Annotated in this window: 19 protein-coding genes; 10 read left to right on the top strand and 9 right to left on the bottom strand. The window is 71.7% G+C overall.

The genetic code is table 11. The features are described from left to right. Positions 1–167: 167 nt before the first annotated feature. Positions 168–2,198 carry a 4-alpha-glucanotransferase gene (locus tag ACFYOB_RS18170; protein ID WP_388560847.1) on the top strand — a complete coding sequence of 677 codons (2,031 nt, stop codon included), beginning with the start codon at positions 168–170 and terminating at the stop codon, positions 2,196–2,198. A 118-nt stretch (positions 2,199–2,316) separates the two neighbouring features. Beyond that, entirely contained in the window at positions 2,317–2,553 is a 237-nt protein-coding gene (locus ACFYOB_RS18175; RefSeq protein WP_388560848.1) for a hypothetical protein, read from the top strand. A 105-nt stretch (positions 2,554–2,658) separates the two neighbouring features. Here the strand turns inward: ACFYOB_RS18175 and ACFYOB_RS18180 are convergent, their stop codons facing one another. Continuing rightward, positions 2,659–3,159 carry a MarR family winged helix-turn-helix transcriptional regulator gene (locus ACFYOB_RS18180; protein WP_388560849.1) on the bottom strand — a complete coding sequence of 167 codons (501 nt, stop codon included), beginning with the start codon at positions 3,157–3,159 and terminating at the stop codon, positions 2,659–2,661. Between the two features lie 106 nt (positions 3,160–3,265). On the opposite strand from ACFYOB_RS18180, the gene ACFYOB_RS18185 reads away from it, so the two are divergent. The 4 genes from ACFYOB_RS18185 to ACFYOB_RS18200 are packed head-to-tail and all read left to right on the top strand — an operon-like array spanning position 3,266 to position 7,412. Then, positions 3,266–4,537 (top strand): MFS transporter, encoded by a 1,272-nt coding sequence (locus ACFYOB_RS18185; protein ID WP_388560850.1) that lies wholly within the window; start codon positions 3,266–3,268, stop codon positions 4,535–4,537. Positions 4,538–4,583: 46 nt separating this feature from the next. Then, entirely contained in the window at positions 4,584–5,531 is a 948-nt protein-coding gene (locus ACFYOB_RS18190) for an EamA family transporter (RefSeq protein WP_388560996.1), read from the top strand. Positions 5,532–5,581: 50 nt separating this feature from the next. Further along, positions 5,582–6,499 carry a DMT family transporter gene (locus ACFYOB_RS18195; RefSeq protein ID WP_388560851.1) on the top strand — a complete coding sequence of 306 codons (918 nt, stop codon included), beginning with the start codon at positions 5,582–5,584 and terminating at the stop codon, positions 6,497–6,499. A 10-nt stretch (positions 6,500–6,509) separates the two neighbouring features. After that, positions 6,510–7,412, top strand: a complete 903-nt coding sequence (locus ACFYOB_RS18200) for a LysR family transcriptional regulator (protein WP_388560852.1) — start codon at positions 6,510–6,512, stop codon at positions 7,410–7,412. A gap of 217 nt (positions 7,413–7,629) precedes the next feature. Here the strand turns inward: ACFYOB_RS18200 and pepN (ACFYOB_RS18205) are convergent, their stop codons facing one another. Further along, positions 7,630–10,209 (bottom strand): aminopeptidase N, encoded by a 2,580-nt coding sequence (gene pepN / locus ACFYOB_RS18205; protein ID WP_388560853.1) that lies wholly within the window; start codon positions 10,207–10,209, stop codon positions 7,630–7,632. Positions 10,210–10,347: 138 nt separating this feature from the next. Between pepN (ACFYOB_RS18205) and ACFYOB_RS18210 the strand changes: the two genes are divergently transcribed. Further along, a complete protein-coding gene (locus tag ACFYOB_RS18210) occupies positions 10,348–10,848 on the top strand; it encodes a DUF1203 domain-containing protein (protein ID WP_388560854.1) in 501 nt (166 codons plus the stop codon). A 58-nt stretch (positions 10,849–10,906) separates the two neighbouring features. On the opposite strand, the gene ACFYOB_RS18215 is transcribed toward ACFYOB_RS18210, so the two are convergent. From ACFYOB_RS18215 to ACFYOB_RS18225, 3 genes are all read right to left on the bottom strand, one after another. After that, complete coding sequence (locus ACFYOB_RS18215; RefSeq protein ID WP_388560855.1) at positions 10,907–11,935, bottom strand: aspartate-semialdehyde dehydrogenase; 1,029 nt, start codon at positions 11,933–11,935, stop codon at positions 10,907–10,909. A gap of 248 nt (positions 11,936–12,183) precedes the next feature. Beyond that, positions 12,184–15,507, bottom strand: a complete 3,324-nt coding sequence (locus tag ACFYOB_RS18220) for a S8 family serine peptidase (protein WP_388560856.1) — start codon at positions 15,505–15,507, stop codon at positions 12,184–12,186. A gap of 273 nt (positions 15,508–15,780) precedes the next feature. After that, entirely contained in the window at positions 15,781–16,338 is a 558-nt protein-coding gene (locus ACFYOB_RS18225) for a CGNR zinc finger domain-containing protein (protein ID WP_388560857.1), read from the bottom strand. Positions 16,339–16,472: 134 nt separating this feature from the next. Between ACFYOB_RS18225 and ACFYOB_RS18230 the strand changes: the two genes are divergently transcribed. Beyond that, a complete protein-coding gene (locus ACFYOB_RS18230; protein WP_388560858.1) occupies positions 16,473–16,931 on the top strand; it encodes a VOC family protein in 459 nt (152 codons plus the stop codon). Then, a complete protein-coding gene (locus ACFYOB_RS18235; RefSeq protein WP_388560859.1) occupies positions 16,931–17,839 on the top strand; it encodes a pyridoxamine 5'-phosphate oxidase family protein in 909 nt (302 codons plus the stop codon). The genes ACFYOB_RS18230 and ACFYOB_RS18235 overlap by 1 nt, the downstream gene beginning before the upstream one ends. Here ACFYOB_RS18235 and ACFYOB_RS18240 read toward each other — a convergent pair. Both ACFYOB_RS18240 and pepN (ACFYOB_RS18245) read right to left on the bottom strand, forming a co-directional pair. Beyond that, positions 17,815–18,774 (bottom strand): hypothetical protein, encoded by a 960-nt coding sequence (locus ACFYOB_RS18240; RefSeq protein WP_388560860.1) that lies wholly within the window; start codon positions 18,772–18,774, stop codon positions 17,815–17,817. The two genes, ACFYOB_RS18235 and ACFYOB_RS18240, sit on opposite strands and share 25 nt — an antisense overlap. Positions 18,775–18,949: 175 nt before the next feature. Beyond that, the gene (pepN, locus tag ACFYOB_RS18245; RefSeq protein WP_388560861.1) at positions 18,950–21,508 is read right to left on the bottom strand and encodes an aminopeptidase N; all 2,559 of its coding nucleotides are present in this window, start codon (positions 21,506–21,508) and stop codon (positions 18,950–18,952) included. Positions 21,509–21,648: 140 nt separating this feature from the next. On the opposite strand from pepN (ACFYOB_RS18245), the gene ACFYOB_RS18250 reads away from it, so the two are divergent. Next, positions 21,649–22,296, top strand: coding sequence for a DsbA family protein (locus tag ACFYOB_RS18250; protein WP_388560862.1), 648 nt, complete (start codon positions 21,649–21,651; stop codon positions 22,294–22,296). A 123-nt stretch (positions 22,297–22,419) separates the two neighbouring features. On the opposite strand, the gene ACFYOB_RS18255 is transcribed toward ACFYOB_RS18250, so the two are convergent. Further along, a complete protein-coding gene (locus ACFYOB_RS18255; RefSeq protein ID WP_388560863.1) occupies positions 22,420–23,076 on the bottom strand; it encodes a superoxide dismutase in 657 nt (218 codons plus the stop codon). A gap of 160 nt (positions 23,077–23,236) precedes the next feature. Next, on the bottom strand, positions 23,237–24,643 hold the full coding sequence (locus ACFYOB_RS18260; protein ID WP_388560864.1) for an amino acid permease: 1,407 nt from the start codon (positions 24,641–24,643) through the stop codon (positions 23,237–23,239). Positions 24,644–24,712 lie beyond the last annotated feature (69 nt).

Raw genomic sequence — 24,712 nt, forward strand, 5'->3', positions numbered from 1 at the left:
GGATTCGGCCACAGCGGGCGGAGCCCGGCGGCGAGGGATGGCCGGTCGGCCGTCGGGTATCTCGTTTGGGTGAACGGGGCTGCAGAGCGCCCACTCGGCTAGGAGCGGTGAACGCCGCAGCTGTACAACCTTCTGACCCACCATCACGCACGAAGGAGTGCCCGTAGATGGACGACCTGGCCCGGCTCGCGGCCCTGCACGGCATCGCCACCGCCTACCAGCCCGGCGCGGACGTCACCGTCCAGGTCCCGCGGGCCACGGTCGCCACCGTGCTGGGGCTGCTCGGCATGGCCACCGACACCCCCGAGGACGTCCGCCGGCACCTCGCCGACGCGCAGCGGGAGGCCGAGACCCGGCTGCTCCCGTCCGTGCTGGTGTGCTGGGCGGGCGAACCGCCGCCGTCCGCGCTGGCCGACCTGCCGCCCGGTACCAGGATCCGCCTGGAGCCGCAGGAGGCGGCGGACGAGGCGCGGGACGTACCGGACGATGCGTCGCACGCGGCCGCCGAATGGCTGACCCGCCCCGGGGAGCCGCTGCCCGACGGGCTGCCCCTGGGCGTCCACCGCATCACGGCAACCCTGCCCGACGGCCGCACCGCCGAAGCCACCCTGATCGCGGCCCCGGACCGGGCTCCCGCCGCGCCCGAGCGCGCCCACGGGCTGCTCGTCCAGCTCTACTCCCTCCTCTCGGAGCGCTCCTGGGGCATGGGCGACCTGGGCGACCTCGCCGACCTCGCGCGGTGGGCCGGACGCACCCACGGCGCCGGTTTCATCCAGGTCAACCCGCTGCACGCGGCCGTGACCGGCACCCCGACCGACCCGTCCCCCTACCGGCCCTCCTCCCGCCGCTTCCCCGACCCGGTCCACCTGCGCGTCGAGGACGTGCCCGAGTACGCCCGCTGCCCCGACCGCGGGGCCCTCGCCGAACTCGCCGCCCGGGGCGGTGAGCTGCGCCGCGAGGTGCTGGAGAAAGGCGCGCTGATCGACCGGGACGCCGTCTGGGCGCTCAAGCGGGCCGCCCTGGAGCTGCTGTACGCCGTCCCGCGCACGCCCGAACGGGAAGCCGCCTACGGCGAGTTCCGCGCCGGGCAGGGCCCGCCGCTGGACAAGCACGCCGCATGGTGCGCGGCGGCGGCCGGCGAGGACCCCGGTCAGCGGCTCGACTTCCACCGCTGGCTGGTCTGGCTGACCGACACCCAGCTCGCCGCCGCCCAGCAGGCCGCCCGGGAGGCCGGCATGGCCGTCGGCATCGTGCACGACCTGGCCGTCGGGGTGCATCCCGACGGCTCGGACGCCCGTACCGGCCCCTTCCACGCCCGTGACATCTCCGTCGGGGCCCCGCCGGACGCCTTCAACGCGCGCGGCCAGGACTGGGGGCTGCCGCCGTGGCGCCCGGACCGGCTGGCGGCCACCGGTTTCGCACCCTTCCGGGCCCTGCTGCGCGGGGTGTTCCGGTACGCGGGCGCCCTGCGGATCGACCACGTCATGGGCCTGTTCCGGCTCTGGTGGATCCCGGAGGGGAGCACCCCCGCCGAGGGCACCTACGTCGGCTACGACGGCGAGGCCATGCTGGCGATCCTGGTGCTGGAGGCCCATCGCGCCGGGGCCCTGGTCATCGGCGAGGACCTGGGCACGGTGGAGCCGCGGGTGCGCCGGGCGCTGGCCCGGCGCGGGGTGCTCGGGACCTCGGTGCTCTGGTTCGAGCGGGACTGGGCCGGTGACGGCAACCCCCTCGCCCCGCGGGACTGGCGGGCCGACTGCCTGGCCACGGTCACCACCCACGATCTCCCGCCCACGGCCGCCAAGCTCGCCGGCAGCCACGTGGAACTGCGCGACCGGCTCGGGCTGCTGACCCGCCCGGTCGGGCCGGAACGGGCCGAGGACGCCGCCGACACCGCCGAGTGGCTGGCCGTACTGGACCACCTCGGCCTGGACACCAAGGGCGAGGAGGCCGCCGTACGGGCCCTGTACGCCTTCCTGCTGCGCACGCCCGCGCGGCTGGTCGGCGTCTGGCTGCCGGACGCGGTGGGCGACCGGCGCCCGCAGAACCTGCCGGGCACCTGGGACCAGTACCCCAATTGGCGGCTCCCGGTAGCCGATGCCGCGGGGCGTCCGCTGAGCCTGGAGGAGCTGACCGCCTCGCCGCGGGCGAACGCCCTGCTGAGAGCGGTACGGAAGGGGCTCGCCGAGGAGGGGTGACGAGGACGGCGGGGAGGAGGGGCGGGAAATGGGGCGGGGAAGTGGGGCGCGAGGACGGGTGACCCCGTACGGCACCCCCGGGCGCGCGGCCCGTTCGGGTGTTCGCTACGTTTGCACCGTGGACAAGAAGAACGCTCTGCGCGCCGGCGCCGTCACGGCCGGAACGACGCTGATGATGCTGCTGATGACGTCTCCCGCCCTGGCGCTGACCCGTGACGACGGCGACGACCCGGGCACGGGCCTGAGCATTGGCGCGACGCTCGGCCTGTACGTGGCCCTGCCGATCGTGCTCTTCCTGGTCATCGCGGGCCTCGTGATGGTCCTCGACAAGTCGCACAAGCAGCAGCAAGGCTGACCCGGTCCGGCCCAGCGGGCCGGCACCGCATGACTTCCGGGCGCCGGGGGTCCGCACGACCGACACGTTCGGCCGTGTGGCGACCCTCGGCGCCTTGTCGTGTCCTCAGACCCCGGCCATCAGCTTGCGGAGCAGGCCGGTGAGCACCTCGACCTCCTCGTCGCTGAGGCCGGTGAGTGCGGCGCGCTGTACCTCCAGGCCGGCGGAGACGGCCTCGTCGATGAGCGCGAGACCCCGGTCGGTGATCGTGACCTGGAGCCCGCGCCGGTCGTGGGGATCGGGCTTGCGGCAGAGCAGCCCCGCCTTCTCCAGCTTGTCCAGACGCCCGGTCATGCCGCCCGTGGTGAGCATGAGCGTGGCCGACAGCTGGCGGGGCGAGAGCGTGTACGGCGCCCCGGAGCGGCGCAGCGTACCGACGACGTCGAACTCCCCGCGCGAGACGCCGTAGCGGCCGTAGGCCTCCTCCATCGCGTCGCCCATGGCCTTGGCGATCCGGTAGATGCGGCCGAAGACGGCCATGGGGGTCGTTTCCAGGTCGGGGCGTACCACGGCCCACTGCCCGATGATCGCGTCGACGGCGTCCTTCTCGTCCTTCTCGTCCTTCATGGCTGGAGTATCCGGCTCCGATCGGTCGTTCGCAAGAAAGTAGCTTGACGAAAAGTAGCTTAGGGCTAAGCTACTTCCAAGCAAGCGATTCTGACGGGGGGACACCATGAAGGCAGTCGGCGAGGTACGGGTGGCGGGGGAGCGGTCCCTGCTCCTCGGCATCGGGATCAGCTCGGTCGGGATCGGCATGTACGTCCCGTTCTCTCTGGTCTTCTTCCATCACGTGACGGGGCTCTCCTTCACCCTGGTCGGCCTGGTCATGACCGTCACCGGGGTGGCCGGGCTGGCCTTCATGCCGCTCGCCGGCACGGCCGTCGACCGGTTCGGCGCCAAGAGCGTCAACCTGGTGCTCTACGGGGTACGGGCGCTCGGCTTCGCCCTCTACCCCCTCGCGGGCTCCTTGCCCGCCTTCGCCGCGGTCGCCCTCGTCACCGCCCTCGCCGACCGGTCCTTCGGCGTCGTCCAGCAGTCCCTGATCGGGGAGGTCGCGCACGGCGTCGCCCGCGACCGGCTCCAGGCTTCCACCCGGGCCCTGCAGAACGCCGGGATGGGCGCGGGCGCCCTGCTCGTGTCCGGGGTGCTGGCCCTGTGGGGCACCGGCGGATTCACGTACACCGCCTGGGCCAACTCGCTCGCCTTCGCCCTCGCCGGACTGCTCGTCAGCCGGGTCCGCCCGGTCCGCGCGGCCGCGGCCGGCTCCACGGGGCCGGCGCCCGCCGGGTACCGGATGGTCCTGCGGGACCGGCCCTTCCTCGGGCTCACCGCCGCCAATTTCCTCACCGCGCTGGGGTACTCCGCCCTCTCCGTGCTCTTCCCGCTCTACCTCTCCACCTGGCTGTCGGCCCCCGACTCCCTCACCGGAGCCGCGTTCACCGTCAACACCGTCCTGTGCGCGGGTGTCGGCGTCCTGATCGCGGGCCGGGTCCGCCGCTCCGGCGCCCGCCGCACCCGCTCCGCGGCCCTCGGCGCACTGCTCTTCGCCGCCGCCTTCGTCGGGCAGATCGTGCTCGGGACGCTCCGCCCCGGGCAGGGTGCCACACTCGTCGCCCTGCTGGTCATCGTCGTCGTCTACACCGTCGGTGAACTGGTGCACAGCCCTTCCGGGGGCGCCCTGTCGGTCTCCGCGGCACCCGAAGCCGTCCGCGGCCGCTACCTGGCCACTTATCAGCTGTCCTACTCGCTGGCCGGCGCCCTGGCCCCCTCCCTCTTCACCGCTCTGCTCTCGGTCGACGGCCGCCTGCCCTGGGCCGTCCTGACCGTCACCGCGCTCGGCGCCGCCCTCGCGCTGCTCCGGCTGGAGCGGCACCTTCCCGCCGAGGCCGTGTACGCGCGGCCGCCGGCCGCCGCCCCGCGCACGCCGGCGCACGCCGCCGCCTGAACCGCAGCCCCCCTCCTTCCCCTCTTCCTCACCCGATCGAGGAGCCATCGCCGTGAAGCGTTTCGCCACCGTCGCCCTGACCGCCCTCGCCCCCGTCTCCTGGGGCTCCACCTACTTCGTTGCCACCGAGCTGCTCCCGCCCGACCGGCCCCTGTTCACCGGGGTGATGCGGGCCCTGCCCGCCGGACTGCTGCTGACCGCCCTGGCCCGCACCCTGCCCCAGGGACGGTGGTGGTGGAGGTCCGCCGTCCTCGGCACCCTCAACATCGGCGCCTTCTTCCCGCTGCTGTTCCTCTCCGCCTACCGCCTGCCCGGCGGGGTCGCGGCCGTGCTCGGCTCCGTCGGCCCGCTGTTCGTCATAGGACTCGCCGCCCTCGTCCTCGGGGAACGGGCGAGGCTGCGCACCGTACTCGCCGCCGTCGCGGGGGCGTTCGGCGTGAGCATGGTCGTCCTCACCGCCGAGGCCAGGCTCGACCTCGTCGGCATCGTCGCCGGCGTGATCTCCTCCGCCTCCATGGGTGCGGGCACGGTCATGGCCAAGCGCTGGGGCCGCCCCGAGGGCGTGGGCCCGCTGGCCGTGGCAGGCTGGCAGCTCGTCATGGGCGGTCTGGTCATCATCCCGGTCGCCGCACTCGTCGAGGGGGCGCCGCCCGCGCTCGACGGCAAGGCCTTCCTCGGCTACGGCTACATGATGCTGATCAACACCGGTATCGCGTACTGGCTCTGGTTCCGCGGCATCGGGCAGCTCACCGCCACCTCGGTCACCCTGCTGTCGCCGCTCTCCCCGCTCACCGCCGCCGTCATCGGCTGGGCCGCCCTCGGGCAGGCACTGACCCCCGTACAGCTGGTGGGCATGGCGATCGCCTTCGGAGCCACCGTCGCCGGTCAGCTCGCTGCCGCCGGTACGGCCGAGAAGGCGCAACCGTTCAGTTCTACTGAACAGATCAATCGAAACATTTCGATGGACCTGGGTGATGAGCGGGTGCGACGGTAGTCCCCTCGACAACAGACAACGACCCGAGGGGGAGACACGCAGTGGCCGTCATGGACCGTGTCCGCGCCGTTTCGCAAGGCAAGCCGACAGCGCCGGGGAAGAAGGGGGCCGCCGGACTCGGCGTGCTCCTCGCCCTGCTCGCGACGGTCGTCTGGTCCGGCAGCTTCGTCGCCACCCGGGGGATGGCCGACAGCGTTCCGCCCGTCCAGGCGGTCTTCTGGCGCTGGATCATCGCCACCTTCGCGGTCGCCCCCTTCGCCGCCCGTCAGGCCTGGCAGCAGCGGGCTCTGATCGTCAAGCACCTCGGCTTCATCGCCCTCGCCGCCCTGTTCGGCGTCGCCCTCTACAACACCCTCGTGCACCAGGCCGGCCTGACCACCTCCGCCTCCAACATGGGCATGATCATGGCCGCTTCGCCGGTCGTCATGGCGCTCTACGCCCGCCTGGGCGGCGAACGGCTCGGCGCCCGGCGCACCTTCGGCCTGCTGCTCGCCGCCCTCGGCGTGCTGCTGCTGGTCGGCGACGGCTCCCTCGGATTCGACTTCGGCGCCGGCGACCTGTGGATGTTCGCCGCCGCCCTCTCCTTCGCCACCTACAGCGCACTGCTCAAGCGCAAGCCCGCCGAACTGGGCGGCCTGGCCTTCCTGATCACCACCTTCGTGCTCGGCGCGCTGATGCTGGCACCGGCCTACGCCGTCTCCCTCTCCGTCCAGGGCGGTTTCGAGCTCAGTGCCGGAACGGTCGGACCCCTCCTGTACGTCGGCGTGTTCTCCTCGGCGGTCGCCTTCTTCGCCTGGAACAAGGCCATCTCGATCATCGGAGCGGCCCGCGCCGGAGTCGTCTACTACCTCCAGCCGGTCTGCGTGGCGATCCTCGGCTTCCTGCTCCTCGGCGAGGCGACCGGACCGGCGCAGCTGCTCTGCATGGCGCTGATCCTCGGCGGGGTGGGCCTGGGTGCCCGGCGGTAGGTTCGGGCCCATGACCGAGTGGGACATCAAGAAGCTGCGGATCCTGCGGACCCTCGCCGAACAGGGGACCGTGACCGCGACGGCCGAGGCGCTGCACATGACGCCCTCGGCCGTTTCGCAGCAGCTGACGAACCTCGCCCGCCAGCTGGGGGTGGTGCTGCTGGAGGCGCAGGGCCGCCGGGTCCGTCTCACCGACGCAGCGCATCTCGTACTGCGGCACGTGGAGGCCGTGTTCGCGCAGCTGGAGCGGGCCGACGCGGAACTGGCCGGCTATCTCGCCGGGGACGCGGGGGAGGTGCGGGTCGGCGCCTTCTCCACCGCCGTGCCCGCGCTCGTCGTTCCGGCGGTGGCGGCGCTGCGGCGGTCGCACCCCGGGGTGGAGATCCGGGTGCGGGAGACCGAGGCGGCGGAGTCGTACGAGCTGCTGTCGGCCGGAGCCGTGGACGTGGCGCTGTCGCTTGCCGCCCACGCGCCGACCGCGCGGGATCCCCGGTTCACCCGGGTGACGCTCCTGGAGGACCCGCTGGACGTGGCTCTCCCGCCCGGCCATCCGCTGGCGGCCGCGCCGGAGCTGCGGCTGGCGGACCTGTCCGGCGACCCCTGGATCTACGGGGGCAGCGACCCCTGGTCGGAGATCGCCAGGGGTGCCTGCGAGGCCGCGGGCTTCGTCCCGGAGCAGGCGCACTCGGCGGCCGGCTGGACCGCGATCCTGGCCATGGTCGAGGCGGGGATGGGCGTGGCGCTGGTCCCCCGCATGGTGTCGAGCCGCGCCTCGGGGGCAGTGGTACGGGTGCTTGCCGGCGACCGCCCGACCCGGCACGTGATCGCGGCGGTCCGGCGCGGCTCCGAATCCGCCCCGGCCGTCGCCCACGCCCTGACGGCCCTGCGAGCCGCGGCCGCCGCCAGGGGGTAGCCGGGCGGGGACGGAACCGCTGCGCGGAGCGAGGCCGGGTCGTGCCTGGCAGGGCCGGCCGGCGCGGAGCCCCGTTTCAGCCCCGCCGGCGTTTGGGGCGCGGGGGTGGTCCCCGGAAGTGGCGCCGCACCCGGTGGACGGCCTCGCTCCCGCGGGTGCGGCCCCCTGCCGGAGGGGCAGTCCCTCCGGCGGGGGGCCGGGCAGAGCCCGGGAGGCCTCAGGCCCGAGCGGCAGCGGCGGCGTCGGCAGCCTGGGCCTTCAGCGCACGCTCGATGCCCGCGCGGGACTCCGAGACCAGGCGGCGCAGGGCCGCGTTCGGTTCGGCCGAGGCCAGCCAGGCGTCCGTGGCGTCCAGGGTCTCCTGGGAGACCAGCAGGGACGGGTACAGGCCCACCGCGATCTGCTGGGCGATCTCGTGGCTGCGGGTCTCCCAGACCTCCTTGACCGCCGCGAAGTACTTCTCGGCGTACGGGGCCAGCAGCTCGCGCTGGTCGGTCTGGACGAAGCCGGCGATCACGGCCTCCTGCACCGCGTTCGGCAGGTCGGCGGACTCCACCACCGAGGCCCACGCCGCGGCCTTGGCCTCCGCCGTCGGGCGCGCGGCCCGGGCGGTCGCCGCATGGCGCTCGCCCGCCGCAGTGGAGTCCCGCTCCACCTCGGCCGCGATGGCCGCCTCACCGGCGACACCGGTCGCGGCGAGGCGCTCCAGGAACGCCCAGCGCAGCTCGGTGTCGACGACCAGGCCCTCGATCTCGGCCGCGCCGTCCAGCAGCGCCGACAGGTAGGTCAGCTGACCCTCGGTGCGGGCCGTGGCCGCGAAGGCACGCGCCCACGCCAGCTGGTGGTCGCTGCCCGGCACGGCCGCGCGCAGGTGCTCCAGCGTGGCCTCGGTCCAGATCGCCAGGCCCCCTTCGCGCCACGCCGGGTCGGCGTACACGTCGATGGCAAGCTTCACCTGACGGTGCAGCGACTGGACGACGCCGATGTCGGACTCCTTGGCGATGCCCGAGAGGACCAGCGCCAGGTAGTCGCGGGTGGCGAGCTCGCCGTCCCGCGTCATGTCCCAGGCCGACGCCCAGCACAGCGCGCGCGGCAGGGACTCGGTGAAGTCGCCGAGGTGCGCGGTGACGTTGGCGAGGGAGGCCTCGTCCAGACGGACCTTCGCGTACGACAGGTCGTCGTCGTTGAGCAGCACGACGGCCGGCCGGGTGCGGCCCACGAGCTCCGGCACCGCCGTCAGCGCGCCGTCGATGTCCAGCTCGATCCGGTCGGTGCGCACGAGGCGGCCGTCCTGGAGCTCGTACAGGCCGATCGCGATCCGGTGCGGGCGCAGGACCGGCTCGCCCTTGGCACCCGCCGGGAGGGCCGGGGCCTCCTGGAGGACGGCGAAGGAGGTGATGACACCGGCGGCGTCGGTGGTGATCTCCGGCCGCAGGATGTTGATGCCGGCGGTCTCCAGCCACGCCTGCGACCAGGCGGTCAGGTCGCGGCCCGAGGTCTCCTCCAGGGCGCCGAGCAGGTCGGACAGGCGCGTGTTCCCGAACGCGTGCGCCTTGAAGTACGCCTGCACGCCCTTGAAGAAGGCCTCCATGCCGACGTAGGCGACGAGCTGCTTGAGCACCGAGGCGCCCTTGGCGTACGTGATGCCGTCGAAGTTGACCAGGACGTCGTCCAGGTCACGGATGTCCGCCATGATCGGGTGGGTGGACGGCAGCTGGTCCTGCCGGTACGCCCAGGTCTTCATGGAGTTGGCGAAGGTGGTCCACGCGTGCGGCCACTTCGAGCCCTCCGCGTAGGCCTGGCAGGCGATCGAGGTGTAGGTGGCGAACGACTCGTTCAGCCACAGGTCGTTCCACCACTCCATGGTCACGAGGTCGCCGAACCACATGTGGGCGAGCTCGTGCAGGATGGTCTCCGCGCGCAGCTCGTACGACGCGTCCGTCACCTTCGAGCGGAAGACGTACTGGTCGCGGATGGTGACCGCGCCCGCGTTCTCCATGGCGCCCGCGTTGAACTCCGGCACGAAGAGCTGGTCGTACTTGGCGAACGGGTAGTCGTACGCGAACTTCTCCTGGAACCAGTCGAAGCCCTGCCGCGTCACGTCGAAGATCTCGTCCGCGTCGAGGAACTCGGCGAGCGAGGGGCGGCAGTAGATGCCGAGCGGCACGGACTGCCCGTCCCGGCCCTCGTAGGAGCTGTGCACGGCGTGGTACGGGCCGACGATCAGCGCGGTGATGTACGAGGAGATGCGCGGGGTCGGCTCGAAGGCCCACACCCGGTCCTTGGGCTCGGGCGTCGGCGAGTTCGAGATGACCGTCCAGCCCTCGGGGGCCGTCACGGTGAACTGGAACGTCGCCTTCAGGTCGGGCTGCTCGAAGCTGGCGAAGACCCGCCGCGCGTCCGGCACCTCGAACTGGGTGTACAGGTAGGCCTGCTGGTCGACCGGGTCGACGAACCGGTGCAGGCCCTCGCCGGTGTTGGTGTACGCGCAGTCCGCGACGACCCGGAGCTCGTTCGCCCCGGCGGCGAGACCCGCCAGCGCGATGCGGGAGTCCCGGAAGACGGCGGCGACGTCCAGCGCCTTGCCGTTCAGGACGACCTCGTGCACGGCCGGGGCGACCAGGTCGATGAAAGTCTCGGCCCCGGCCTCGGCCGACTGGAAGCGCACGGTGGTCACGGACGGGTACGTGCCGCCCTCCTGCGCGCCGCTGAGATCGAGTTCGATCTCGTAGGAGTCGACGGTCAGCAGCTTCGCCCGCTGCTGAGCCTCTTCACGGGTGAGATTCGTGCCTGGCACGCGTTCATCTCCTTCGATGGTGACGGTGTCCGCCATCTTTCCACGAGGCCCGGGCCACCGCGGCGGAGTAATCCACGGGCGAACGCGAGGTCGGAAACCTGCCGGACACGGCCGCCGCCCGCGTGGACGCTGGTGGGCATGAGCATCGGACATCAGGCAAGGCCCATCGGGGCGGCGGCGCTCGCGGAGCTGCGGGCACGTGACGACGCGGGGCGCGGCCGCGTCCCGTACACCGACGAGGAGGGCGGCGCGCCGCTGAGGTGCTGCCTGCGGCCGAGCGCGGCCGGTGAGCGGATCGCGCTCGTCTCGTACGCACCACTGCGGCGCTGGGCCGCCGCGACCGGCGCGGACCCGGGCGCGTACGACGAGCAGGGGCCCGTCTTCATCCACGCGGAGGACTGCGGCGGGCCGGCGGGCAGCGGAGCGTACCCCTTCGCCCAGCCGGGCGTGCGGCGCACCGCCCGGCGGTACAGCGCCCGCGGCCACATCCTCGGGGGCCGGGTGCTGGAGCTCGGCGAGGAGCCGGACGGCGTCATCGGCCGCGCCCTCGACGAGGCGTTCGCCGATCCCGAGGTGGCCCTCGTACACGTGCGGGCCGCCGAGTACGGCTGCTTCCTCTTCGAGGTGCGCAGGCCCTGACACGGCTGGGGGGCGGCCCCCGGAGGCCCGGTGCCGCCCCCCAGCCCTACGACCGGGATCAGCCGCGGAGCTCCTCGGCGACGAGCTCGGCGATCTGGATCGCGTTCAGGGCCGCGCCCTTGCGCAGGTTGTCGTTCGAGAGGAACAGCGCGAGGCCGTTGTCGACCGTCTCGTCGGCGCGGATGCGGCCCACGTACGAGGCGTCCTTGCCGGCGGCCTGGAGCGGGGTCGGGATCTCCGACAGCTCGACGCCCGGAGCGTCCTTCAGCAGCTCGTAGGCGCGCTCGACGCTGATCGGGCGGTCGAATCGGGCGTTGATCTGGAGGGAGTGGCCGGAGAAGACCGGCACGCGCACGCAGGTGCCCGACACCTTGAGCTCCGGGATCTCCAGGATCTTGCGGGACTCGTTGCGGAGCTTCTGCTCCTCGTCGGTCTCGAAGGACCCGTCGTCCACGATCGAGCCCGCGAGCGGGACGACGTTGAAGGCGATGGGCCGCTTGTAGACGGCCGGCTCCGGGAAGTCCACCGCGCCGCCGTCGAAGGTCAGCTGGTCGGCGGCCTCGGAGACCGCGCAGGCCTGGCCCTTGAGCTCGGCGACACCGGCCAGGCCCGAGCCCGACACGGCCTGGTAGGTGGTCGCGATCATCGCGGACAGGCCGGCCTCTTCGTGGAGCGGGCGCAGCACCGGCATCGCGGCCATGGTCGTGCAGTTCGGGTTCGCGATGATGCCCTTGGGGCGGTTGCGAGCCGCGTGCGGGTTGACCTCGGAGACGACGAGGGGGACCTCGGGGTGGCCGCGCCAGGCGGAGGAGTTGTCGATCACGACGGCGCCCTGCGAGGCGACCTTCTCGGCGAGGGCCCTGGAGGTGGCGCCGCCCGCGGAGAAGAGCACGATGTCCAGGCCGGAGTAGTCGGCCGTGGACGCGTCCTCGATGGTGATCTCCTGGCCCTCCCATTCGAGGGTGGAGCCCGCGGAACGGGCCGAGGCGAACAGCCGCAGCTCGTCCACCGGGAACTTCCGCTCGGCGAGGATGCCGCGCATGACTCCGCCGACCTGTCCGGTGGCTCCGACGATTCCGACCCTCACGGTGACTCCTTTGGTACGTACGACGCGGGCGCGCGTGGAGCCATCATGCGTTCGACCCCACGAGCCTTGTCCAATCCATTGTCCGAGGAACGGACGGCGTCCGGAATGTGAACCACCGCGACGACTCCGTGGCGGGAGTGTCCCACGACCCGCGCAGGCCCGTTTCGCCAGGTCAGAGCAGGTTGGCAGCGCGAAGGGGCCGGTGCTCGTCGCGAGCACCGGCCCCTCCTGCACGCGGTCACTCCGTGTTACGGGTTGACCTTCTCGATCTTCACGTAGCCCGTGCCGGCGGCGGTGCCGCGGGCGTTGAGCAGGTGGACCTGGCCGAAGAGCCGCCGGCCCTCGGGGGCCGCGCCGTTGACCAGAACGTTCGCCGAGACGGTCGCGGTGGCGCCGTTGGCGAGGTTCACCGCGGCGCCCTCGTCGACCTGGACGTTGCCCAGGGCGTCCGAGAAGTACACGTCGCGGTAGTCGTACGTGGTGGAGCCGGACGGGATCGCGTAGCCGATCACCTTGATGGTGTAGGTGCCCGCGGCCGGGTCGGCCAGGCTCACGGCCTCCTCGGAGTCGCCGTCGGCGGAGGAGCCGACCTTGACGCCGTCCTTGTAGACCTCGAGGTCGAGGTCGGCGGCGGTGTCGGAGACCTTGCCGATCGAGATGTCGAGGCGGGAGACGCCTGCGCCGATCGTGACCTCGCTGGTCTGGGTCTCACCGTTCGCGATGGTCGGCACGGCGACCTTCGCGGAGCCCAGCTGGCCGCCCTGGAGCTTGCCGCCGGAGATGGCCGAGGCCTCGTTCTTGATGGCCCACTGGACCGGCGCCGGGGTGCCCACCTTGACCTCGGACAGCTCGGCGACCTCGGGGTTGAAGGCCGCGCCGAGCACGGAGACGTCCAGCTTGAACGGGTTGTCGAGCAGCGGCGACGTACGGCGCGACTCGACCTCGATCTCCCAGACGCCCGGCTGCGGGTCGGCGTACGAGCGCAGGTCGGGGCGGCACTTGTTCGCCGGGTTGTCGTAGTTCGGGTAGCACTGGGTCGTCGCGCTGTCCTCGACGCCCACGCCGTACGGGTGGATCGAGATGAAGCGCGTCTGGCTGCCCGCCGCGAGACCGCCGAGGGCGACCTCAAGGGTCTTCGCGCCCGCCGGGACGGTCACGAAGTACGACTTGTGGCTGTTGCGCTGCACGGACGAGGTGTCCGACATGGCGAACGACGGGGTCGCCAGCGGGGTGGCCGCGACGACGGTCGTCAGGATCTGCTTGTCGACGCCCTCGGTGGTCTCGTCGTCCAGCTGCAGGATGCCGCTGTGGACGCCGCCCGACTTGGGATTGGCCTCGACCTTGATGGTGACGGGCTTGTTCAGCGGCAGGGTGACGTAGTCGTAGCCGCCGATGACCTTGAAGGTGCCGTCGTTGTTGCGCCAGCTCAGGTTGTGCCGGGTGCCGTACTTGACGCCCGTGGTGCGGGTGACGACGACGTTGTAGACCTTCTTCTGGCCGACCTTGAGGCCGCCCTCGCGGTCGTACACGCCGGTGCCGAAGCCCGGGGTCTTCAGGAACTGGTCGATCGCGGTGTCGACCGGCGCCTTGACCGTGAACTCGTTGGCCTTCGCGCCGCGCTGGATGGACTCCCACGCGCCCATGACGTCGATGAGGCCCGAGCCCTGGGCGTGCGCCGGGACGTCCTCGATCTTCTTCGCGCTGCTGGTGAGCGCGGTGCGCAGGGACGCCGGGGTCAGCGCGATCTTCTGCTGCTTGGCGGCCGAGATCAGCAGGGCGCTGGCGCCCGCCGCCTGCGGCGAGGACATCGAGGTGCCCTGGAGCATGCCGTAACCGGTCGGCAGGTTGTAGCCGGCCTCCTTCACCGGGGCGCCGGGCAGCCAGGTCTGGATCGTGTTGATCGAGGCGCCGGGGGCGGTGATGGTCGGGGTGAACCCGCCGTCCTCACGCGGACCGCGCGAGGAGAAGGGGAACATGTTGTACTTCTTGGTCACGCCGGAGCCGTAGTTGGCGGCCCAGGTCTCCTTGGAGACGGCGGCACCCACGGAGATGACCTTGTCCGCGAGGCCGGGGTCGCCGATGGTGTTGACACCGGGGCCCTCGTTGCCCGCCGAGATGACGAGCTGGACACCGTAGGTGTCGATGAGGTTCGTGTAGAGCTCGGAGCGCGCGTTGTTGCCGTCGTTCAGCGCCGGGAGGCCGCCGATCGACATGTTGATGATGTCGACGCCGCGGTTGACGACGAGGTCGATCATGCCCTCGGTCAGCGCGATGTTGGTGCAGCCGCCGGACCAGGTGCAGGCGCGCGAGGAGACGATCTTCGCGCCGGGCGCCTCGCCGTTCATCTTGCCGCCGAACAGGCTGTTGGCGGCGGTGATGCCGGCGACATGCGTGCCGTGCTCGGACTCGATGATGCCGACGTTGACGAAGTCGGCCTTCTTGCCGACCCAGTCACCGCCCAGCGGGTCCATCGGGACGTCCTTGCGGATCTCGATCACGAACGGGATGCGCTCGGCGACGTCGGTCGCCGGGTTGTCCGTGCCGAAGTAGCCGATCTGGTAGCCGTCCTTGTACGGCTTCATCGGCTCGTTGTTCGTGAAGTCGCCGTCCTGGTCGGTGTCGACGCGGACGGTGCCGGCGGCGACGTCGTAGAGCATGCCGAACCGGTCGGTGGTGTCCCCGTCCCGGTTGACGTCGCCCTTCATGTCACCGTTGGCGGTGATCGACTCGCTGAAGCGGCTCCACTGGAAGCTGCCCTCCGGGGCCTTCCAGCTCTGGCCGCCCGCGGTGAAGGTGCCGCCGGTGGACGTGACCGGGGTGATCTGGGCGCGCCAGGTGGCGTCGCCGTCGGCGATCGGGTCGGTCGCGGTCACCCAGTCGACGATCTTGCGCTCGCCGGTGCTGGTCTTCTGGAGGGCCGGGTGGCTGACGTCGACGCCCGAGTCCAGGATGCCGATGGTCACGCCGCGGCCGTCGGCCTGCGGGTTCTTCGCGACGAAGTCGACCGCGCCCGTCTCGAAGGACGGGTTGTACGGGTTCTTCGCCGGGGTGTTCTTGTCCGGCGCCGCGTACGTCTCGGCGGCGGTCTTCTTGACCGTGCCCGACTCGCCGTGGGTGTCGGGGCGCGGGTCCGGCAGCTGGATCTCGTGCCGCAGGTCGATGCCGTGCACCGAGGACAGCTTGGCCGCCGCCTTCAGCGCGGCCTCCGCCTTGCCGGTGGGCAGGGTGGCGCGCACGTAGCCGAGCTTGTCGTACGTCCGGCCCACCGAGGCGCCCTGGACGGCGTCGAGCTGGTCGGCGACCTGCTTGGTCTGGCCGGGGGCGGTCGCGACCATGACGGTGACGGTCGCGTCACCCTTGGCCTTCGCCTCCTGGAGCAGCTCTGCGTCGGCCGAACCGATCTTCTGATCGGCGGACTTCACGGCCGGGTTGGTGCCGGGCTTGTCGGCGCCCGAGGCGGCGAAGACGGGCGCGGCGCCGGTGGCCGCGAGAGCGGCGACCAGGCCGGCCGCAGCCGCGACGCGCGCCGCGCGTCTGGCCCCGGGTATGGAGCTGGGGGATTCGAGGGTCATCAGCATCCCTGGTAAGTGAAAGAAACGGTCCGGATTTCGGTGCCGGATGACCGGTCAGCTTTCCTCACGCGACAGCTCTTTGGGGAGGCTTGTCATTGACCGAGACCTGTCATGGCGGACTCTCGCCAGTGCGGGTTTTCCGCCAGCGCGGCCGTACCGGGGCAGAACTGGATGAACCCAGGGGGCTGATGAGTGTATTTGTCGACTTCCCGACTGCATGTCAGGACTGGACCAGGGCTCGACCAGGGGTCGAGTGTGACAACTTCCGGGGTTTCAGCGCTCGCGCGTGCGCGCGTAGTGGCGGGAGGCTTTGGCCCGGTTTCCGCAGGCGGCCATCGAGCACCAGCGCCGGGTGCCGTTGCGTGAGGTGTCGTGGAAGTGCAGGACGCACGATTCGGATGCGCACTTGTGGATCCGGTCGGGCGCGTGGCCCAGCAGCTCCAGATAGTTCCGGGCGGCCGTCCAGGCCGGACCCCAGGTCGGATCGTCGAACTCGGTCCGCTCGCCCGGTCCTTCGGCGGTCAGGGTGGCCCGGATCCGGCCGTGCTCCAGTACCGCGTCGACCAGGGCGCGCGCGCCGGCGTCGGCCGGGTCCGCCACCGCGCGGGCCAGCGCCGCGCGCGCGGTCAGCAGGTGGACGAGGGTCGCCGCGTCCGCGCGGAAGCGGTCGGCCAGGCCGGTGCTCTCCAGCCAGACGGCGAGCCCTTCGACCCGGGTGAGGCCGGTGGCGCCCGCGAAGAGGTCCTGGAGTTCGCCGTCCGCGACCCAGCGGGTGTTCAGCAGGTCGAGGGCGACCGGCTCTCCGGTCAGGGGTCGTGGATCCGCCGCCATCTCTCCGCCCCTCTCACGCTCCTGCTAACCCCTCAAGGGTACGTGGCCGGTTGACGCCCGTCTGGCTAACCCTTAATCTCAATTTAGAAGGTTAGAACCATCCGGTTGAGAACAGCCTTGGGGAAGGGACCGCCATGACGTCCGTCATCAGCAAGCTCCGCACCGGCCACGTGGGTCTGAACGTCACCGATCTGGACCGCTCGCTCGCCTTCTACCGGGACGCCCTCGGCTTCCAGGTGCTGGGGGAGGGCAAGGAGGAGGAGCGCCGCTTCGCCTTCCTCGGCCAGGACGGCGAGCTCGTCCTCACCCTGTGGCAGCAGGCCCACGGCGCGTTCGCCCCGGCCTCGGCCGGCCTGCACCACCTGGCACTCTCGGCCGGCGCCATCGAGGAGGTACGGCAGTACGAGGAGCGGCTGCGGTCGCTGGGCGTGGAGTTCGCGTACGAGGGGGTCGTCGCCCACAGAGAGGGGGCGGCCTCCGGCGGCATCTTCTTCCACGACCCGGACGGCACTCGCCTGGAGATCTCCGTACCGACCGGCGCCGAGGGCGCTGAAGCTCCCACCTCGGGGGCTCCGACCTGCGGATTCTTCTAATGGGCGGGGCATACCACTGGGGCTCGCTGGCCGTGCAGGAAAAGGTCGGCGTACGGGACCTCGCCGAGCACGTCGGCCGCTCGATCGGCAGCGGCATCCGGGACGTCGCCGCGGCCTTCCTGGGGCTCCAGCCCCACCTGGTCGTCGGCGCCGCCGACGGTGCGGGGCGGATGTGGGCCTCGCTGCTCACCGGGGCGCCGGGTTTCGTACGGGCCACCGGGCCGGACCGGATCACGGTCGCCGGCGGACTACCGGCCGGCGACCCGCTCGCGGAGGCGCTCGCCACCGCCGGGACCCGGGTCGGCACCATCGCGCTCGACCCGCGCACCCGGCGCCGGATGCGGCTGAACGGGACCCTCGAAGTCACCGCGCGCGGCTTCGCCGTCCAGGCCGAGCAGGTGTTCGCCAACTGCCCCAAGTACCTGCAGAAGAGGCAGCCGCTGGACCTGGTGGCCGAGGGGGCCGGTGTCGTGCGGCGCGGGCGGACGCTCACCCCGGACCAGCAGCGGGCGGTCCGGGCGGCCGACACCTTCTTCGTGGCCACCACGGCGGAGGCGGACGGCGCCGACGCCAGTCACCGGGGCGGGCTGCCGGGCTTCGTGGAGGTGCTCTCGCCGGTGGAGCTGGCCTGGCCGGACTACGCGGGCAACGCCATGTTCCTGACGCTGGGCAACCTGACGGCCGATCCGCGGGCCGGGCTGCTCTTCCCGGACTGGGAGAGCGGCGCTCTGCTCCAGCTCAGCGGCCGGGCGCAGACCGAGTTCGGGGCCGACGGGGAGCGGCGCGTGCGCTTCCACGTGGAATCGGTGGTGGAGAGCGTGCACCCGGGGCGGCTGCGGTGGAGCGCCCCGGAGTACTCCCCGGCCAATCCGCCGCTGCCGCCTCACCGGGGGAGCACCACCAGATAGGCGGCGGGCTCGCGGTCGCCGGTCGCCGTCAGGGCGGTCCGGACGACCGCGGCCTGCTGCTCCGGCCAGTCGCAGAGCTTGCGCGGGGTGATGTGGATGACGGTCACCCCGAGCCGCTCCAGCGTCTCCCGCTTGCGTACGCACTCGGACCACTGCTCGTCCTCGCCCTGACGCGGGGCGCGGGTGTCGATCTCGACGGCGACGGAGTGCTCGGGCCAGTACGCGTCGACCCCGCCCAGGTGCGGGCCGCCGGGCAGCCGCAGGTCCACGTTCCACACGGGCTCGGGCAGGTCGTAGCCCCGTACGAGGTGGTAGAGCCGGTCCTCGGCCATGGCCCGCCCCTCCGCGAGGAGCGACTCGACGGCGTCGACGACGTGCGGGCGGTTCAGCAGCCGGGCCACCGTCAGCTCCCGTACGACGGCGGCCGGTTCGCAGTGTCCGCCGCGCACGGCCTCGCTGAGCAGGCGGCGTACGGTGCCGGCGTCGGAGAGCTGGGCGACGGCGTCGGCCACGGCCCGCGCGACGGGGGCCACCGGCAGTCCGGTCACCTCCTGGGGGCGCGGCGCGGCGTGCGAGCGGACGATGCGCACGTCCCCGGTGGAGCGCAGCCGCCGGGTGCCGGGCACGAGCACGTCGATGTGGGAGAGGGCGAGCAGCGGGGGCGTGGAGGCGAACCGGTGCAGTGCGAGCGCCGCCAGCCCGGTGATCATGGCCTCGCCGCCGCGCCGTCCCGCGTAGAGCAGTGCGGCGTGCAGCCGCTCCTCGCTGGTCGCGGGGCCCGCGTGGAGCAGGAACACCCCGGGCAGGATCTGCTGCCAGGGCCGACCGGCGGCATCGGATGCGGTGACGCCGTGCTCGCGCAGCTGGGCCAGGGTCAGCACGCGGGGGCGGCTGCCGGTGAGGTGGGTGAGGGGGAGGGGTGCGTTGTGGTTCATGACGCGGTGATTCCCTCAGGCCGTGGCCCCGCTAACCCCTGTTACACGCTCGTCGGCAAATCGGGACAAGCCGGGGCTAAAGTACGGACGTTCGACTGCCGATGGGCTCCGCCGATCGGCGGACCCGGCGTGCCGCCGTTGTCGGGGGCAAGGCCCCCGACAACGGCGCCGCGGGCTAGTTGCCGGCCGCCGCGTCGCAGGCCTGGCCGCCCAGCGCCCTGGCCAGGTCGTCCCGGGACTCGAGCACCAGACGCCGCAGCGCGGGGGCCGCGTCCGGGTGGGAGGACAGCCAGGCGTCCGTCGCCGCCACGGTGGACTCGGAGTCCTGGAGGGCGGGGTAGAGCCCCTTCACCACATCCATGGCGATCTGGATCGACCGGTCCGCCCACACCCGCTCGATCACCTCGAAGTAGCGCTCCGTGTAGGCCTCCAGCAGACCCCGCTGCGAGGACTGCTGCATACCCGCGATCGTCGCCTCCACCAGCGCGTTCGACAGTGCGTCCGACTCGACGACCGCCGCCCACGCCTGGTCCTTCACCGCCGCCGACGGCCGCGCCGCCAGGCACCGGACCTCGTGCCGCTTGCCCGAGGCCGTGTCGTCCCGCGCCAGTTCGGCGGTGAGTACGCCCTCGTCGACCGCGCCGTGCGCGGTCAGCGGCAGCAGGAAGTCCCAGCGCAGTTCCTGGTCCACCTCCAGCCCGTCGATCCGCGCCGAGCCGTCCAGCAGCCCGAGCAGCAGCTGGAAGTCGCCCTCCGTCGCCGCGCTCGCGGCGAAGAAGCGGGCCCACGTCAGCTGGTGCTCCGACCCCGGCTCCGCCAGCCGCAGCTCGTGCAGCGCGCCCGCCGCCAGCTCCCGGCCGCCCTGCTCGCGCCAGTCCGGCGCCGCGTAGTGCTTGACCGCGCTCAGCGCCTGCGCGTGCAGCATCTGCAGCACGCCGACGTCCGTCTCCCGGCCCGCGTGCGCGAGCAGCAGCGAGACGAAGTCACGCGCGGGCATCAGCCCGTCCCGCGTCAGGTTCCACAGCGCCGACCAGCTCAGCGCCCGGGCGAGGGGGTCCGTGAGGTCGCCCAGGTGTGCCCGCAGCGTGGCCAGCGAGGTCTCGTCGAAGCGGATCTTGCAGTACGTGAGGTCCTCGTCGTTGACCAGGACCAGGTCGGGCCGCTCCTCGCCCGTCAGCTCCGCGACCACGGTCCGCACGCCCGACACGTCCGTCCCGGCCCGCGCGTAGCGGACCAGGGTGCCGTCGGACTCCAGCCGGTACAGGCCGACGGCGACCCGGTGCGGCCGGAGCTCCTCGCCCTCCTGAAGCACCGCGAGCTCGGTCACGCGCCCGCCCGCGTCACAGGTCACCACCGGGGTCAGCACGTTCACCCCGGCCGTCTGCAGCCAGGCCCGCGACCACTCGGCCATGTCCCGCCCTGAGACCTCCGCGAGCACCGACAGCAGGTCGTCCAGCGTGGTGTTCCCGTAGGCGTTGGCCTTGAAGTAGCGCCGCGCGCCCTCCAGGAACGCCTCCCGGCCCACGTAGGCGACCAGCTGCTTGAGGACCGCCGCGCCCTTGGCGTACGTGATCCCGTCGAAGTTCAGCTTCGCGTCCTCCAGGTCACGGATGTCGGCCGTGATCGGGTGCGTGGACGGCAGCTGGTCGGCGCGGTAGGCCCACGCCTTGCGGCTGTTGGCGAAGGTGACCCACGCCTGGTCGAAGCGGGTCGCCTCGACCAGTCCGAAGGAGCCCATGAAGTCCGCGAAGGACTCCTTGAGCCACAGGTCGTCCCACCACTTCATGGTGACGAGGTCGCCGAACCACATGTGCGCCATCTCGTGCAGGATCACGTTCGCGCGCCGCTCGTACGAGGCCTGCGTGACCTTGCCGCGGAAGATGTACTCCTCCCGGAAGGTCACCATCCCCGGGTTCTCCATCGCGCCCAGGTTGTACTCCGGCACGAAGGCCTGGTCGTACTTGCCGAAGGGGTACGGGTAGTCGAACAGCTCGTGGAAGAGGTCGAAGCCCTGCTTGGTGACCAGGAAGACGTCGTCCGCGTCGAAGTGCCTGGCCAGACCCTTGCGGCACATCGCGCCGAGCGGGATGGTCAGGTCCCCGCGGGTGTAGGTGTCCGTCACGTAGTGGTACGGGCCCGCCACCACGCACGTGATGTACGTCGAGATCGGCTGGGTCTCGGCGAACCGCCAGATGCCGCCCTCCCGGGACTCCTCCGCGCCGTTGCTCCACACCTGCCAGCCCTCGGGCGCGGCCACCTCGAAGCGGTACGGCGCCTTCAGGTCCGGCTGCTCGAAGTTCGCGTACACCCGCCGGGCGTCCGCCGGCTCGTACTGGGTGTAGAGGTAGACCTCGCCGTCCTCCGGGTCCACGAAGCGGTGCATGCCCTCGCCGGTCCGGCTGTAGGCGCAGTTCGCGTCCACCACCAGGACGTTCTCGGCGGCCAGGCCGTCCAGGGCGATCCGCGACCCGTCGAACACGGCGGCCACGTCCAGCGCGCGCCCGTTGAGGGTCACGGAGTTCACCGAAGGGGCGATCAGGTCCGCGAACGTGGAGCCGCCGGCCGCCTCGGCCCGGAAACGGATGGTGGTCACCGAGCGGAAGGTCCGGGGGCCCTCGGCCGGTTCGGCCTCGTCCACCGCGGACCTGACGTCGAGGACCACCTCGTACCCGTCGACGGACAGCAGTCCGGCACGCTCGCGGGCCTCGTCGCGGGACAGATTCTCTCCGGGCACCTGCACTCCTTCGTGCGTGATCGCGTTCTTGTGAAGAATCCTCCCATGGGGAATGTGCGCGACTCCTGACCGGTTGGCGACGGAGAAGGCGCGCCGGTGACGCCTTTTTTCCGGTTGAGGACCCAGGACTGAGGAGAGACATGACCGACACCCAGGTGCGCGAGAGGACCCCGGTCGACTTCTGGTTCGACCCGCTCTGCCCTTGGGCCTGGATGACGTCTCGCTGGATGCTGGAGGTCGAGAAGGTCCGCGACGTCGAGGTCCGCTGGCACGTGATGAGCCTGGCCGTCCTCAACGAGAACAAGCTCGACGAGCTGCCCGAGTCCTACCGCGAACTGCTCGGCCCCAAGGGCTGGGCCCCGGTGCGCGTGGTGACGGCGGCCCAGCAGAAGCACGGCGACGAGGTCACCGGCAAGCTGTACACCGCGCTCGGCACCCGCATCCACAACGAGGACCTGGGCCCGACCCGCGAGGTCATCGCCGCCGCGCTGGAGGAGGTCGGCCTGCCGGCCGAGCTGCTCGCCTACGCCGACTCCGACGAGTACGACGAGGTGCTGCGCGCCTCCCACAACAACGGCATCGAACGGGTCGGCCAGGAGGTCGGCACCCCGGTGATATCCGTGCCCGGCTCCGACGGCGACGACGTGGCGTTCTTCGGCCCGGTCGTCACCCCGACCCCGCGCGGCGAGGCGGCCGCCCGGCTGTGGGACGGCACCCTGCTCGTCGCCTCCACCCCGGGCTTCTACGAGATCAAGCGCACCCGCACCAAGGGCCCGTCCTTCGAGTAGGCCCTGCCGGTCCGCACAGAAGACCCCCGTGAGTCACGTCCTCACGGGGGTCTTCCGTTCAACACGCCCGCACGCGAAGGCTGAGAAGACGATCACGAGGCGGGCGGGCTTGTGGTGGCGCGATCAGCCCTTGGCGGGTATCAGCAGCGGGGTGTTCGCCTTGGCGTCGGCGTAGCGCTTCGCCACGTCCTGCCAGTTGACGACGTTCCACATCGCCTCGATGAAGTCCACCTTCTGGTTCTTGTACTGCAGGTAGAAGGCGTGCTCCCAGGCGTCGAAGACCAGGATCGGCGTGCTGGCGACGCCCACGTTGCCCTGGTGGTCGTAGACCTGCTCGACGACCAGGCGGCCGCTGACCGGCTCGTACGCGAGAACGCCCCAGCCGGAGCCCTGCGTCGCGGAAGAGGCGAAGGTGAGCTGCTTCTTGAACTTCGCGAAGGAGCCGAAGGACTCGGTGATCGCGGCCGGAAGCTCGCCCAGGCCGTCCTTCTCGTCGGGGATGCCGCCGCCCTCGCCGGTCTTCGGGCTCGCCATGTTGTGCCAGTAGATGCTGTGCAGGATGTGGCCGGAGAGGTGGAAGGCCAGGTTCTTCTCCAGGCCGTTCAGCGCACCCCAGTTCTCCTTGTCGCGCGCCTCCGCCAGCTGCTCCAGCGTGGTGTTGGCGCCCGCGACGTAGGCCGCGTGGTGCTTGTCGTGGTGCAGCTCGATGATCTGCGGGTTGATCACCGGCTCCAGCGCCGCGTAGTCGTACGGAAGTTCAGGAAGCGTGTAGATGGCCATGCGTGTTATCCGGTCCCCTCGGCGTGCCAACTGCTTATTGCAATCAATGCGCAACTGCACGCTAGCAGTATCTATTCCACCTCACACGTAAGGGCTACCTCCGTGAAACGCAGGTCGGCCCCGTGCGGACGCACGGGGCCGACCTTTGGGTGAGCGGGTGTCAGCGGGCAGCCGCGGCCCGGCGCTGCATCACGTATCCGGTGACCGCGAGGGCGACGGTGAGGCCGCCGGTGAAGATCACCTGGACCCGCGTGTCCTCGCCCAGGGCCATCAGGACCAGGACCCCGGCCACCCCGGCCAGCGCCACCCAGGTCAGGTACGGGAAGCCCCACATCCGCACGACCAGCTTCCCGGGGGCCTCGCGCTCCAGCCGGCGGCGCAGCGCGAACTGCGAGACGGCGATGAAGCCCCAGACGACGAGGATGACTCCGCCGACCATGTTCAGCAGCCAGGCGAACAGGGTGTCCTGGTACCAGTAGGACAGCAGCACGGTGACGAAGCCGAAGCCGCAGGAGGCGAGCACCGCCCGGCGCGGCACACGGCCGGTGAGCTTGCCAAGGGCCCTGGGCCCCTGGCCGCGGGAGACGAGTGAGTAGGCCATGCGCGAGGACCCGTAGATATTGGCGTTCATCGCGGAGAGCAGGGCGATCAGGATGACCACGTTCATGATCTGGCCGGCCGCCGGGATGCCCAGGTTGTCCAGGGTGGCCGCGTACGGGCCGTCGGCGGTGACCGCCGGGTCGTTCCACGGGAGCAGGGTGACGATCACGAGCATGGAGCCGACGTAGACGATCGCGATCCGCCACATGGTGGTCTTCACGGCCCTGGCCACGCCCTTGACGGGGTCCTCGGACTCGGCGGCCGCGATGGTCACCGTCTCCAGCCCGCCGTACGCGACGACCGAGGCCAGCAGCCCGACCAGCAGGCCGTCCATCCCATTGGGGAGGAAGCCGCCGTCGTGCAGCAGGTTCGCGGCGCCGGGGGAGCCGGTACCGGGCAGCACGCCCAGGACGGCCAGCACGCCCAGGCCCAGGAAGAGCCCGATGGCCCCGATCTTGAGGGCGGAGAACCAGAACTCGAACTCGCCGAAGTTCGAGACGGCGGCCAGGTTGGACCCGCAGAAGACCGCCATGAAGACCAGCACCCACATCCAGGAGGGGGTGCCCGGGAACCAGCCGGTCATGATGTTCGCCGCGCCGATGGCCTCGATGGCCACCCCCACGCACAGCAGCGTCCAGAACATCCAGCCGACGGTGAATCCGGCCCAGGGGCCGATCGCCCGCTCCGCGTGAACGGAGAAGGAGCCGGAGGCGGGGTTGGCGGCCGACATCTCGCCGAGCATCCGCATCACGAACATCACGAGCAGCCCGGACACCGCGTACGCGAGCGCGATCGAGGGACCGGCCGCGGCGATGCCGGCGCCGGAGCCGACGAAGAGCCCGGCGCCGATGACACCGCCGAGGGCGATCATCGAGAGGTGGCGCTGCTTGAGTCCGTTGCCGAGGGGTGATCCGGCGTCCGTCGGCGGTGTTTCCGGGGGTGTCAGGGTGCTGGTGCTGTGGCTCATTGAGGGGAGTGCCTGTCCGGTGTGCGGGGAGAGGTGACGAGGTGCCCCACTCTGCCGAGCGTCCGATCA

Origin of the sequence: Streptomyces sp. NPDC006463, from assembly GCF_042870715.1 — a bacterium.
GTDB lineage: Bacteria > Actinomycetota > Actinomycetes > Streptomycetales > Streptomycetaceae > Streptomyces.

Coding starts and splice junctions, on each gene's coding strand:
- ACFYOB_RS18170 (WP_388560847.1), top strand. CDS start 168: ATGGACGACCTGGCCCGGCTCGCGGCCCTGCACGGCATCGCCACCGCC.
- ACFYOB_RS18180 (WP_388560849.1), bottom strand. CDS start 3,159: ATGAAGGACGAGAAGGACGAGAAGGACGCCGTCGACGCGATCATCGGG.
- ACFYOB_RS18185 (WP_388560850.1), top strand. CDS start 3,266: ATGAAGGCAGTCGGCGAGGTACGGGTGGCGGGGGAGCGGTCCCTGCTC.
- ACFYOB_RS18195 (WP_388560851.1), top strand. CDS start 5,582: ATGGACCGTGTCCGCGCCGTTTCGCAAGGCAAGCCGACAGCGCCGGGG.
- ACFYOB_RS18200 (WP_388560852.1), top strand. CDS start 6,510: ATGACCGAGTGGGACATCAAGAAGCTGCGGATCCTGCGGACCCTCGCC.
- ACFYOB_RS18210 (WP_388560854.1), top strand. CDS start 10,348: ATGAGCATCGGACATCAGGCAAGGCCCATCGGGGCGGCGGCGCTCGCG.
- ACFYOB_RS18220 (WP_388560856.1), bottom strand. CDS start 15,507: ATGACCCTCGAATCCCCCAGCTCCATACCCGGGGCCAGACGCGCGGCG.
- ACFYOB_RS18225 (WP_388560857.1), bottom strand. CDS start 16,338: ATGGCGGCGGATCCACGACCCCTGACCGGAGAGCCGGTCGCCCTCGAC.
- ACFYOB_RS18230 (WP_388560858.1), top strand. CDS start 16,473: ATGACGTCCGTCATCAGCAAGCTCCGCACCGGCCACGTGGGTCTGAAC.
- ACFYOB_RS18235 (WP_388560859.1), top strand. CDS start 16,931: ATGGGCGGGGCATACCACTGGGGCTCGCTGGCCGTGCAGGAAAAGGTC.
- ACFYOB_RS18240 (WP_388560860.1), bottom strand. CDS start 18,774: ATGAACCACAACGCACCCCTCCCCCTCACCCACCTCACCGGCAGCCGC.
- ACFYOB_RS18250 (WP_388560862.1), top strand. CDS start 21,649: ATGACCGACACCCAGGTGCGCGAGAGGACCCCGGTCGACTTCTGGTTC.
- ACFYOB_RS18255 (WP_388560863.1), bottom strand. CDS start 23,076: ATGGCCATCTACACGCTTCCTGAACTTCCGTACGACTACGCGGCGCTG.
- ACFYOB_RS18260 (WP_388560864.1), bottom strand. CDS start 24,643: ATGAGCCACAGCACCAGCACCCTGACACCCCCGGAAACACCGCCGACG.